This window comes from Geobacillus sp. BK01, assembly GCF_052220245.1.
GTDB lineage: Bacteria > Bacillota > Bacilli > Bacillales > Anoxybacillaceae > Geobacillus.
This window is the reverse complement of record NZ_JBQPTH010000009.1, coordinates 77,259-90,547: the sequence shown is the minus strand read 5'-3', so window position 1 is coordinate 90,547 and position 13,289 is coordinate 77,259. Positions and strand designations below refer to the sequence as shown.

The window sequence follows — 13,289 nt, the reverse complement described above, 5'->3', positions numbered from 1 at the left end:
ACATAATTATTCAGAAAGGAAAAGGTCTATCCTATAATTTTTAGGAAAAAGCTGAAATTTGGCTCTTCACCACAAAGTGTACTTGACAAATAAAGACGATCATGATTAAGAAAATCAAAATATCTTTTCCTTATTAATACCATACGTCTCTTTGAGTAGCATTGTTATCATGTTTGTCTTTATAATTCAAGTACATCTTTTGGTGATGAACCTGAAATTTGGAGAATTTCCTTTTATTTCCTCATTTTAGAAATTTGAAAGGGCGGTATGTAAATATGAACTTAATTGATATTTTAAGAAGAAGAGATCGTAAGATAATAGTTTTTGGTACAGGTAGTGCTAGTAGAAGAATCGTACCGTTTATAAGGAGTATTAGTTATTTTATTGATAATGATTCTAGAAAATGGGGAAAGAGTTTTATGAATAAAAAGGTATATGATCCTAAAATTATATTAGGAGAGAAATTAGACGAAATATTGATAGTTGTAGCTAGTATGTTTTATGAAGAAATATCTCAACAACTTTCTAAAATGGGTTTAGAGGAAGATAAACATTTTATAAAAGGAGTTATTTTAGAAGAAGATTTAGATGAAGTCCTTAAAAGAAATTCTGCTATTATGGCTAGGATGTATGATAAAAAGGTTATTGAATCATTAAAAAAATTCGAAACTAAATTCGTACCTAACAAGCCTATATTTATTAACTCAATTCCTAAAAGTGGTACGCATCTTTTGCGTAATATAATAGCACATTTTATTGATGAAAGATATATTCATTGGAATTTTGTACACTATGAAACGCTTGATGAGGCCCAAAATGAATTATTACAGGGAGAGAAAAAGCTTTTCACTGGACATTTACCTAAAGATTTCAAAACGTCCACTTTTGCATCAAAATGTAATATGTTAACACTAATTCGTGATCCATATGATTTAGTTCTATCAACTGCCAAGTTTCTTTATTCAGAGATAATACCATGGAATAGAATAGGTCACTATATTCAAGCAAATGAGATCTCTGTTCAGGAAACAATATCTTACGTGATTTCTGGGATTCAATTAGGTAACGACGGAATTCCAAGATTAAGTGAATCATATCTAAAGTGGGGAATTCAATGGTTTGATGATGCAGTGCAAGTTATAAGATTTGAAGACCTTATATACCATATAAAAAACATTAATAATAAGGAATCAGAAATTTATTTTTTAAATATATTTAATTCTATAGGAATAGATTTGCCAAAAGATTGGAAGGATCGAGTGCTTTCAGGAGCAGATAGAAATATAAGTTTAACTTCTGCAGTTGTAAAAAATATTGATAAGTCACAGTTTAAGTTAACCGAAAATCACAAGAAAATGATTGAGGTTATAGCATCTAATCTTAGAAAAACACTAGGGTATGCATAGATTTATATATTATTAACCCGTGGTGCTAGATCAACTTGAGCCAGCATCAAAATAGTTCTTGCATAGCGGATTGCCTGTAGAATGAAAGCGTAGCCTGTCATACCAAAGGAGAATCTCCATGCAAGAACATGTTTTCTGTTCCTGCAGGTCTGATCAAAAATCAAAAGCAATAGGCTCCTATTCGAGTGTTAGTGTTCAACTAGCACCACAGGTTATATTATAATTATCGAATATCTAAAATTTTTCCTTTACAACATGTTTTGATAGGGGGACCAACAATTGGCAAATGAATTAGCGGTTATAATATGCAACTGGAATAAAAAAGACTATGTCCTTAAGTGTATAGAATCAGTAAAGAAGTCAACCTTTAAAGATTACGATTTATTTGTAGTAGATAACGCATCAACTGATGGTTCTGTAGAAGCTATTAAGCAGAAATTCGGAAATAGTGTGAATTTAATTATTAATAAAGAAAATAAGGGTGGTTCCGGAGGATTTAATAGAGGTATTAAGGAGGCTTTAAAGTACAACTACCGATATATTCAACTTCTTGATAATGATGTAATTGTGGATGAAAAAGCAATAGAAGAACTCTATAACTATATGGAAAACAATCCAAATACTGCAGTAGTAGGATCAAAGATTTATGTATTGGATGAACCTAATAAAATTCAAGAGATTGGAGCAAAAATTGACTATAAAAAATATACAATTCATTTAAATTATGCTAATCATTTAGATGTTGGAAATTTACCTGAAGTTGTAGAATGTGATTACGTTCCTGCGTGTTCGATGATGGTTAGAGTAGATGTTATACGGAAAGTAGGATTAATGGATGAGGAATATTTTTTGTATTGGGATGATATCGATTGGTGTTATCGTATGAAATTAAGAGGTTATAGAGTTGTTGCACTTAATAAATCTAAAGTTTGGCATAAGAGTGGAGTAAAAGTAAGGCAAGACACTTTTACACATTATTACTTTTTTAGAAATCGTGTTCATTTTTTTATGAAATTCCTAAATATAGAGGGTGTAAGCATTAATAATTTTGCTAGACAATTAATTAAAGACTTGGCAGAAGCAATGTATTTTGGGCATAAAAAACAACGATATAGCACTAGTAAGACAGTGCTTTATGCAATAGAGGACGCTTTAGCGAATATTAGAGGAAAAGCCCAAGATGGTAGAATTTTTGCAAAAGAACTGAAAGAAACCCCTCTCGAAAGATATGTGAAAAATATACAAAATAATATGGCACTTATTTTTTATAAAGAGGATGAAACTTATAATATAGGGGATATAGGTCCTGCAGTTTATTTGGCTTCAATAATCCGTAAGATGAATAAAAACATTGACATTACCGTGGTTCTTGATTCACCAAAGAATTATTGTGAATGGTTAAATAGCTTAAAAATAGAGGGGATAAAAGTTATTCATTATAGTGAATTTGATCGAAGTAAATTTGAACATATAGCCCAATATTTACACCATTTATCAAAGATGCATAAATATAAGGTTGAACGAGATGTCAACATATATATTGATGGTTATCAGAATTGTATTATTAATAATAATGAGGATAAAGAGTATGTAGAGAATTATACTGAATTTTTAAAGACGTTAGAAGAAACATTTCTTCCAGTTCTTTTAAATCGTTTGCGTGAAAATGCAGTAAAATTGAGAGGATATTGATCTAGTTGAATCAAGAAGATTTATCGAGGGTATCTATCCTGAAAATACCCGAACTCCAAAATGCGCAAAGTTATAGAATTCAACATAGAGGCATTTTCATCCTTCCGATGGTGACGAAATTTTTTGTCATGGGAGTCTATATATGAAAACAAAAATGGCAGTTGTTATTTGTAATTGGAATGGTAAAGATTGGTTGGTGCGATGCATAAAATCTGTGCTCAGTTCTAGTTTAGAAGGTTTTGAATTAATTGTAGTAGACAATGCATCTACAGATGGTTCTGTGGATGCGATTATAGAACAATTTGGGGATAGGATTAAAATAATTGCTAATAAAGAAAACAAGGGAGGTTCTGGCGGCTTTAACACAGGGATTCGTATTGCATTAAAAAAAGGGTATAAATATATTCACTTATTAGACAATGACGTAATTGTGGATCCTAAAGCAATAGAAGAGTTATTTTACTTTATGGAGAAGAATCCGAATGTAGCAGCAGCAGGATCAAAAATATATAGTTTTGATCAGCCTAATCAGCTTCAAGAGCTGGGAGCATCAATTAATTGGAACGAATTTAATATAAGACCTAACTACAAAGGATATATTGATGATGAAACGATACCAGAACTTATTGAGTGTGATTATGTTCCTGCATGTTCAGTAATGATTCGGACTGAAGTGATTAAAAAAGCAGGTTTAATGGATGAATCGTTTTTTATCTATTGGGATGATATTGAATGGTTTTATCGAATGAGGTTAGCCGGGTATCGGATTGTAGCTAATTCCAGATCAAAAGTATGGCATAAGATGGGGGCAGCTAATAAGACAAGTACATTTTCAACTTACTATTTTTGGCGTAATCGTATAAATTTCTTTTTAAACTATCTTGATGACGAGTTGTTGGAGAGCTTTGCTAAGCAAATTATAAAAGAAGCATTTCAGGCTGTTTATATGTGTAACTATAATAAGCAATATAATGTTGCCAAGACAATATTACTAGCTATTGAAGATGCATTAAAGGGATTGAGAGGTAAAGCTCCTGAAGGTCGCATTTTCGAACGTGAAAAAACCAATGCTTTTGATCAATTGGCTAAATTTGTGAATAATGAAAAGCGTATTGTATTAATTCCTCAGTGTGAGTTTAGAGTACTTCAATCAATTGTTGGGCAAATTGGAGAAGCGAAAATAGAAGCTATAGTTGCAAGTAATGAGGATAAAGAGTTGTTAGAGTTGCAATTTCCAACAATAAATATTCGTTCAGTTTATGAGAAGGGAACTCTCCCTTCTATTGCGGTGTATAATCATGTATTAGATGCGGATTTTACGAATGATATAGATTTATATGTAGACCAATATTTTAATGTTGTTCAATCTGAAGAAGATCGGTACTACATGGCGAACTACAAAACGATGTATCAAATTTATCAAAGTATTTATTTCCCTGTTTTAAAGCAACGCTTTTTAGACTGGAGAGAGAAAAATGGCTCTTCACCACAAAGTGTACTTGACAAATAAAGACGATCATGATTGAGAAAATCAAAACATCTTTTTCCTTTTAATACCATACGTCTCTTTGAGCAATATTGTTATCATGTTTGTCTTTAAAATTCAAGTACATCTTTTGGTGATGAATCAGAAAAATTAAGATTAGTTTTAAGGCAGGAGCAAAAATGAAAGACCAATTTCCTCTTGTCAGCATCGTTATGCTCACATGGAATCGTAAAGATGATGTGCGCGAAAGCTTGCTGCATATTCGAGAAATCGACTATGCACCGCTTGAAGTGATTGTGGTAGACAATGCTTCCCAAGATGGCACTTCGGAAATGATTGAGAAAGAGTTTCCAGATGTTCGTTTCATACGAATGTTCAAAAACATTGGGATTGAAGCATATAATATTGGATTTGAGAATGCTAAGGGGAAGTACATTGTGATTGTCGACGATGATTCTTTCCCCGCCAGACATGCGATTCGGCGAATGGTTCAAGTGTTTGAAAAAGATGAACGGCTGGGTGCAGTGGCCTTTGATGTGCGCAATTATTATCATTACGATGAGATTAAAAACGAATTAGAGGATACAGATGAGACAGAAGAAGTGAAAGCCGTAGCCAGCGACTACTTGATGTCTTTTAATGGTGCGGGCGTAGGGATTCGGAAAGATTTATTCAAAAAAATTGGATATTATCCTGAAGAATTTTTTATTTATCATAATGAAATGGATTGCGCCTTTAAAATTTGGAATGCAGGGTATCGCATTGAATTTTATTCTAACATTGTTTCTTATCACAAGTATTCGCCTAAAAATCGCGCTTCTTGGAGAGCGCCGTTCTACTACACAAGAAATGCGTTTTGGCTCGTTTGGAAGCATTATCCTATGGATATGGCGTTAAACACAACGCTTAGATTAATATATAATTGTTTTTATTATTCTATAGAGCAGAAAACGACGGTTTACTTAAAGGCGATGTGGTCAGCTTTTCGTGAAGCATACAAATTAAAAGGAAAGCGAAAGGCAGTGGATCGGGCTATCGCACAGAAACTGCGTGTCCCATTCAATCTTTCGTTTACATTCTATCGGTAACGCTTAGGAGGCCGGTGGCAAACAGGTTTTGCATCCAACTCAGCGGCTTTGATTGGGAAAAGGATACGAATATGACAAAGTTTTTTCGGTAGATCCATAATGGGCATCAGCCGCTTCATCCCACCGGCCTCTTTTAGGCGAAAAAGGAATTGAAGCATCTATGCATGGTTATTTGAGGAGTACATAGTCGGATGAAAAAACTATTAATCGTTCGGTCTGCAAGTATGCAGCAGTTAGATAACAACCTAAAGGCTATTATCAATACATTTCCTGATTACGAGTATCATATGTTGACACATGAGCACAGTGTCAAACTTGTAGAAAAATATGATGTCATCAAAAAAATCATTGTATATCCTTATAAACAATCCTTTTCAATCAAAAGACCGGTGCCTGAATTAAAAAACGAAATTTATGATGTTGTGATCATCCCTGTTTCCAATCTGACCGGAGCTGGCTTTTTTAATGTTTTTCAATTTTCATTGTCATTAAAGTCGAAAAGGCGAATAATTTGCAATCTGATTTCTGATTTATGGGACATTACTCCAGGACAAATTCGCTGGATGAGAATGAAGCATATCATGATGTCAATTGTATCTATGACTGGATCAATCATCGCTGGGCTATTGGTTGTTCTGTTCTTGCCATTCGTGTTAAAAAGGCTTGAAAAAAAAGGAGAATAGCAACATGTTTGACTATGTCGTTGTTGGTGCAGGATTTGCTGGAGCAGTCATAGCAGAACGAATTGCTACTCAATTAAACGAAAAGGTATTAGTCATTGAGAAGAGAAATCATATTGGTGGCAACGCGTATGACTATTATGATGAAAACGGAATTTTAGTCCATAAGTATGGGCCGCACATTTTCCATACTCGTTCCAGAGAAGTATGGGACTATTTGTCGCAATTTACGGATTGGCATTTATATCATCATCATGTTCTCGGTTCCATTGATGGGAAAAAGGTTCCGATTCCGTTTAATTTAAATACATTACATGAGCTGTTACCTGAATCGCTTGCCAGACCTTTGGAAGAGAAGTTAGTGAGCAAATTCGGTTATAACGTAAAAGTTCCCATTTTGAAGTTGCGTGAAACGGATGATAAGGACTTAAAGTTTTTGGCGGATTTTGTTTATGAAAAAGTGTTTCTGAACTATACGACAAAACAATGGGGAATGAAACCGGAAGAGCTAGACCCGACGGTTACTGGAAGAGTGCCGGTATATATTTCTAGGGATAACCGCTATTTTCAAGATGCTTATCAGGGAATGCCGAAAGAAGGTTATACGAAAATTTTCGAAAAGTTATTATCCCATTCTAATATTAAGCTTATGTTAAATACGGATTATAAAGAAGTAATAGACATTGACGTTAAGAATGGAAAGATCAGTTTGTTTGGGCAGGAATTTAAAGGAATATTCGTTTATACAGGGAAAATCGACGAATTTTTTAACTACGAATTTGGTGAGCTTCCTTATCGTTCTCTTCGCTTTGAATTTGAAAACATTCAAAAGGAGTTTGTGCAGCCTGTTGGTACCATCAATTATCCGAATGAATATCAATTTACGAGAATTACGGAATTTAAACATTTAACTGGCCAAGAGCATTCATCAACAACAATTGTCAAAGAATATCCTCAAGGTTACGAACGAAAGGTAAAAGGGAAGGATATTCCTTATTATCCTATTCCGAAAAAAGAAAACTTAGAGTTGTATGCCAAATATAAAGAGAGGGCGCGGCAGTTCCCGCATGTTTTCTTTGTAGGACGGTTGGCTGAATATCGCTATTATGATATGGATGCGGTTATCGCAAGGGCGCTTACCGTATTCAACAATAAAATTTCACGGTGAACTGATGAAATGAAGGACTTCGAAGCCTACATCTTCGACCTCGACGACACACTATATTGCGAGTACGATTACGTCAGATCGGGATTTTGGATGGTGGCCAATGAGTTGGCGAATCAGCGGTCAGATATGGGGGTACACAACATTTATCGAATGCTTATCGACGAATGGCAACGAAATGGACGTGGACGGGTGTTTGATGACGTATGCAAGCAGCTGGGTATTGACGCCGATATTGCCCGCCTCGTCCATCTTTATCGCAGTCATTGGCCCGATATTTCGCTATATGATGATGCGAAGGAAGTTCTGTCTCATTTCAAACAGGCAGGAAAAAAGCTCGGCATCATCACTGATGGGGATTCGACGATGCAATGGGCGAAAATCAAAGCTCTTGAACTTGAGCATTTCGTAGATAAAATCATCGTGACCGGTGATTTGGGAAGGGAACATTGGAAGCCGAGCGAGACGCCGTATCGAAAGATGGTCGAGTGTTTGGGATTGAATTTTTGCGATTGCGTATACATCGGTGATAACCCAAATAAGGATTTTATTGCTGCCAAACGCCTCGGGATGGGGACCGTGCGGATTGTTCGAGAGGTTGGCGATCATATGCGAACGAAGTTGGGGACGGAATACGAAGCGGACATAACGATTCGTTCGTTGACAGAATTGATTGACAAGCGTTGGTAGGTCGAGGAAGCTTTTTCTGCGTTTGGTGAAAGAGGTGGTTTGTATCAACGTCTTGGTGACCAGCATTTCGAAAAAGGTTCCTTTGCTTCAAGCGGTTCGACGCGCGATGAAGAAAATGGGAATATCAGGGGCCGTAATTGGCGCTGATCGGAATGGAAATTGTATTGGGAAATATTTTGTCGATGAATTCTGGCCAATGCCTTCTTTAGAGCATTTCACCGTTGAAGAATTCATTTCAATTTGTCGCAAGAAGCAGATCGACTTCATTATACCGACAAGAGACGGCGAGCTTCCGTTTTTTTCGTTCTATCGTCAAGCATTCGAAGAGAACGGTATATTTGTCATGGTGTCTGAACAACAAGCGGTTGACGTTTGTCTTGATAAGCTGCGGTTTTATGAAGTGCTCTCCGCTTATGGATTTCCGGTCGTTCCGACGACGCTTTCGTTGGCAGAACTGGATGATGGCGATTATGTTGTGAAGGAGCGTTACGGAGCGGGGGCGAGAAACATAGGGATTTGTTTAACGAAAGAGGAAGCAAATCGGCATGCCAAGAAGCTGGAGGCCCCTGTTTTTCAACCTTTTATCGCTGGGACAGAGATCAGCATCGATCTCTACATGACGCGGATGGGGCGAACGAAAGGAGCAGTAGCGCGAAAAAGGGATTACGTGGTCAATGGGGAGTCGCAAATCACTACAACGATCAGAAATGAAAAATTAGAGGGCATGTGTACCGCTGTCGCCTCCTATTTAGGGTTATACGGGCATGCAGTGATGCAGGTGATCATTGATCGTGAGGGGCAGTTTCATCTCATCGAGTGCAACCCCCGCTTTGGCGGGGCTTCGACGTTAAGCATCGAAGCGGGTTTGGACAGTTTTTATTGGTTCTTTCTTGAGGCGCAGGGGAGGAATTTGGACGATTATCCATTTCATCGTTCACCGAAAGAGAAGAGGCAAATTCGACATCCGGCCGATTTTGTGATTGATTGGTGAAGGAGGATCGACTTGAAAACGATCATCATCATTCAAGCGCGCATGGGATCGTCCCGGCTGCCGGGAAAAGTGCTCATGCCGCTGGGGGATACGGTTGTGTTGGACTATGTTGTTTCGCGGTGCCAACAAGTAAAGGAAATAGATGACGTGATTGTCGCCACGTCCACTCTGCTGCAGGATGATGCGGTTGAGTCGTGGTGCAAACAGCATCACGTTTCGTGCTTTCGCGGATCGGAGGATGATGTGCTTGCGCGCTATTATGAATGTGCAAAACCTTATCAGCCTGACTATGTGATTCGCGTGACGGCGGATTGCCCGTTTGTCGATTATGAACTGGCCAATCAAATTATTGAGGCAATGAAGGCTGAACCATCTGATATCGTGATTGTGGAAGGAAATTTACCGCGCGGTTTAGTCGTTGAAATGGTGTCGTTTTCCGCGCTCGAATACATCTACCATCATGGGAAAGAGCCGCGTCATCGCGAGCATGTGACGTATTACGCTTATGAATTCCTGGATGAATTTAAGCGTACACTTGTTCAAGCGCCGAAAGACATTTGTCAACCTCAGTTGCGCATCACATTGGATACTGAAGAAGATTATCAATTGTGCAAAGCTGTTGCGAACCATTTCAGAGGAGATCGGCTCGTTCGTTCGCATGAGGTCGTTCAGTTTTTGCTCAATCGTCCGGATGTGGCCAGGCTCAACGCCCATGTTCGGCAAAAGCCGGTGGTGTAAAATGTGTGCACGGAGGCGAAGTTATGAGTCATCAAAATAAAACGATTGTCCTTTATAATGGGCAAAGTCAGTATGGTGTGCTTCGATATTTTATTCAAGACCTCGCTGCAAGTTTTCAACAACTTGGTTTTGAAGTGAAAGTGATAGATCTTCTAGCACCTTCATGGATAGCGGAACTGGAAAGAGTTTTAAGAGAAAAAGAGGTATTTTTCTTCTTATCCATGAATGCCATGGGAATTGACATAAAGGTTGGAGATAAGTCGTTATATGACCATTTCAATATTCCGTTATTCGCCTTTTTAGTTGACCATCCTATGTATCATATAAATCGATTAAACCAAGGAGTAAAAAATCTCATTGTTTCAACTGTAGATCAAACCCATCTTTCATTTCTACGGACATTTTTGAATGGAGTATACTCCAAAGTTTTTATTCCTCATGGTTCTTCGTATCATGAGGTTTCTGTTTCAAGTAAAACAATGGAAGAGAGAAAGATCGATATTTTGTTTGTAGGAACGTTTACAAATCCAGATCACTTCCGAAAACAGTGGACAGACTGTGATAAGTATATCAGTAAATTGTTTGATGCAATTATGGAAAAATATTTGTATACTCATAATCAAACGTTAATTGATATAGCTGAGAGTGTATTTACCGATTATGGAATTGATCAGGAATATATGCATCACCTTAATTTTTGGAGTCATCTTGTGAATGTAGATTTATATATACGGAACAGAAGAAGAATGGAAGCAGTTTTGGAAACTGCCAAGTTAGATTGCAGATTTGAAGTATACGGAAATGGATGGGAAAATTTATTCACTAATCATCATTCTATAAAGTTGAATCAAGCTATTGGTTTTGGAGATGTATACGAGAAGATGAAGGACTCCAAACTTGTTTTGAATGTTTTGCCCAATTTTGTTCACGGTGGTCATGAGAGAATTTTTACGACTATGCTAAATGGATCCGTTAGTTTGACAGACAACAATCTATTTTTGGAAAGTGAATTTAAGGACGGAGAGGATCTTCTTTTGTACTCTTTTACTCGATATCCTCACGCTAAAATACAGTCATTTTTGGACAATAAAGTAACGTTGCAGAAGATTGCTGAGAATGGAAGAAAGAAAGCGATGGAAAAGCATACTTGGTTGGCAAGAGCGGAAAAAATCATTGAAACGGTGATTTATCACAAACATTTTATGTCTTGAATGGATAGAGGCGGATAGGATCATGCATATTTTATTCCGTGTCGACTCATCGTTTGCGATTGGCACCGGTCATGTGATGCGATGTTTGACATTGGCGAGGATGTTGAAAGACGCCGGTTGTGCCGTTTATTTTGCCATGAGGGCGGGCCTAGGGGATTTGTGTGATGAGGTGGAAAGAAATGGGTTTCCTGTGTTCCGGCTTGTTTACAACGGATCTGTGATACAAGAAGTGGATGCACAATGGACGATTGATGTGGTTCGACGATTCCTTCCGTCAGTAGATTGGTGCATTGTCGATCATTATGAACTTGACCATCGCTGGGAAGAAAACGTGAGAGCTTATGTCGGCCGTGTGATGGTGATCGATGATTTAGCGAACCGACCTCATCAATGTGATTTGTTGTTGGATCAAAACTATTACCGTCAGGCGAAACAGCGGTATCATAGTCTTGTGCCGCCAGGCTGCCGTCTATTGTTAGGCCCGCAATATATGTTGTTGCGGCCGGAATTTTATGAAGCCAAACAATTTGTAAGCCTTCGCGGTGGTGAAGTGCAACGGATCCTCCTATTTTTTGGCGGCAGCGATCCGACGAATGAAACAGAGAAAGCGTTGCGTGCTTTTCGAGAGTTGGATGTTGTTGATGTGGAAGTTGACGTTGTGGTAGGGAAAGCCAATTTGAATCGTTTTCGCGTGGAACAATTGTGCCGTGAAATGGACTTTCGCTACCATTGCCAAATCGATTACATTGCCGAGCTGATGGCCAAGGCGGATTTTTCGCTTGGGGCTGGCGGCGCGTCGATGTGGGAACGCTGTTTTCTCGGCCTGCCCTCGGCGGTGACGATTGTTGCAGAAAATCAAAGGCGGTCGACGGAAGACGCCGCCGCATACGGGGCTGTTTGGAATATAGGGTGGCATAGAGATGTAAAATCGTCTCATTATGCCGATATAATAGATAAGGTGATTGCTTTGCCGGAGCAACTGAAGAGTATGAGCCGCAAAGCGCTCGAACTAGCAGGGAGTGCAAAAGGGTATATCGTACATCCGGTCGTGGAGGCGCTATTGGAGGGATGATCCATTGATCAAAGATATTCAAATTGGCCATCGTCTTATTGGGCCGAATCATAAACCGTTTGTGATTGCGGAAATGTCTGGCAACCATAATCAATCGTTGGAAAGAGCGTTGGCCATCGTGGAGGCGGCAGCGCGGGCGGGTGTCGATGCGGTGAAATTGCAGACGTATACGGCGGATACCATGACGCTCGATATAGACGAAGGAGATTTTTTTATTGATGACCCTGATAACCTTTGGCAAGGGAATTCGCTTTATAAGCTCTATCAGGCAGCGTACACGCCTTGGGAATGGCATGAGCCGATTTTTCGGCGCTGTAAAGAACTGGGACTTATCGCGTTCAGTACTCCTTTTGATGAAACGGCCGTTGAGTTTTTAGAGGAACTCAATGTCCCAGCCTATAAAATCGCCTCGTTTGAAAATACGGATTTGCCTTTGATCCGCAAGGTTGCCGAGACGGGGAAACCATTGATTATTTCAACAGGAATGGCAACAGCGGAGGAGTTGGACGAAACAGTCAGAGCAGCAAGGGAAGCGGGATGCCAGGATCTGATTTTGTTAAAATGTACAAGCACCTATCCTGCGACGCCGGAGAACTCACATTTGGCCACCATTCCGCATATGAGGGAGTTGTTTCAATGTCAAGTCGGGCTGTCCGACCATACGATGGGCATTGGGGTCAGTGTCGCCGCTGTTGCGCTTGGAGCTACTGTCATTGAAAAACATTTTACCCTTTCACGCGCAGAAGGAGGGGTGGATGCAGCCTTTTCCATGGAACCGCATGAAATGGCTGACTTAGTGATTGAAACGGAACAGGCGTGGCAAAGCATCGGCGGGATTCAATATGGTCCTACGAAAGCGGAGGAAGCATCATTGAAACATCGGCGGTCGTTATACATTGTGCGCGATATGAAAGCGGGAGAAACGCTGACGAAGGAAAACGTCCGCGCAATTCGTCCTGGAAATGGATTGCCGCCGAAATATTTCGATCAGCTGCTTGGAAAAACGGTGAAGCGCGATGTGAAAAAAGGAACACCGGTGGCATGGGATTTATTATTGTAAGAGGTGAGCG

At 38.9% G+C, this 13,289-nt stretch carries 12 protein-coding genes; all 12 read left to right on the top strand.

Features of this window, described 5'->3' with window-relative positions; all coding sequences use genetic code 11:
- Nucleotides 1-275: 275 nt before the first annotated feature.
- A complete protein-coding gene (locus ACTVDO_RS11245) occupies nucleotides 276-1,406 on the top strand; it encodes a nucleoside-diphosphate sugar epimerase/dehydratase (protein WP_442901538.1) in 1,131 nt (376 codons plus the stop codon).
- Nucleotides 1,407-1,685: 279 nt separating this feature from the next.
- Entirely contained in the window at nucleotides 1,686-3,098 is a 1,413-nt protein-coding gene (locus ACTVDO_RS11240) for a glycosyltransferase family 2 protein (protein WP_442901537.1), read from the top strand.
- A gap of 142 nt (nucleotides 3,099-3,240) precedes the next feature.
- Nucleotides 3,241-4,608 (top strand): glycosyltransferase family 2 protein, encoded by a 1,368-nt coding sequence (locus ACTVDO_RS11235; RefSeq protein WP_442901536.1) that lies wholly within the window; start codon nucleotides 3,241-3,243, stop codon nucleotides 4,606-4,608.
- Nucleotides 4,609-4,763: 155 nt separating this feature from the next.
- Entirely contained in the window at nucleotides 4,764-5,672 is a 909-nt protein-coding gene (locus ACTVDO_RS11230; RefSeq protein WP_442901535.1) for a glycosyltransferase family 2 protein, read from the top strand.
- Nucleotides 5,673-5,863: 191 nt separating this feature from the next.
- A complete protein-coding gene (locus ACTVDO_RS11225; protein ID WP_013524639.1) occupies nucleotides 5,864-6,355 on the top strand; it encodes a hypothetical protein in 492 nt (163 codons plus the stop codon).
- A gap of 4 nt (nucleotides 6,356-6,359) precedes the next feature.
- Nucleotides 6,360-7,520 carry a UDP-galactopyranose mutase gene (gene glf, locus ACTVDO_RS11220; protein ID WP_442901534.1) on the top strand — a complete coding sequence of 387 codons (1,161 nt, stop codon included), beginning with the start codon at nucleotides 6,360-6,362 and terminating at the stop codon, nucleotides 7,518-7,520.
- A gap of 9 nt (nucleotides 7,521-7,529) precedes the next feature.
- Nucleotides 7,530-8,207, top strand: coding sequence for an HAD family hydrolase (locus ACTVDO_RS11215; protein ID WP_442901533.1), 678 nt, complete (start codon nucleotides 7,530-7,532; stop codon nucleotides 8,205-8,207).
- Between the two features lie 25 nt (nucleotides 8,208-8,232).
- Nucleotides 8,233-9,198 (top strand): ATP-grasp domain-containing protein, encoded by a 966-nt coding sequence (locus ACTVDO_RS11210; RefSeq protein ID WP_442901556.1) that lies wholly within the window; start codon nucleotides 8,233-8,235, stop codon nucleotides 9,196-9,198.
- A 12-nt stretch (nucleotides 9,199-9,210) separates the two neighbouring features.
- Nucleotides 9,211-9,936, top strand: coding sequence for a cytidylyltransferase domain-containing protein (locus ACTVDO_RS11205; protein WP_442901532.1), 726 nt, complete (start codon nucleotides 9,211-9,213; stop codon nucleotides 9,934-9,936).
- 23 nt (nucleotides 9,937-9,959) lie between these two features.
- The gene (locus tag ACTVDO_RS11200; protein WP_442901531.1) at nucleotides 9,960-11,147 is read left to right on the top strand and encodes a glycosyltransferase family protein; all 1,188 of its coding nucleotides are present in this window, start codon (nucleotides 9,960-9,962) and stop codon (nucleotides 11,145-11,147) included.
- 22 nt (nucleotides 11,148-11,169) lie between these two features.
- On the top strand, nucleotides 11,170-12,219 hold the full coding sequence (gene pseG / locus ACTVDO_RS11195; RefSeq protein WP_442901530.1) for a UDP-2,4-diacetamido-2,4,6-trideoxy-beta-L-altropyranose hydrolase: 1,050 nt from the start codon (nucleotides 11,170-11,172) through the stop codon (nucleotides 12,217-12,219).
- Between the two features lie 4 nt (nucleotides 12,220-12,223).
- A complete protein-coding gene (gene pseI / locus ACTVDO_RS11190) occupies nucleotides 12,224-13,279 on the top strand; it encodes a pseudaminic acid synthase (RefSeq protein WP_442901529.1) in 1,056 nt (351 codons plus the stop codon).
- Nucleotides 13,280-13,289 lie beyond the last annotated feature (10 nt).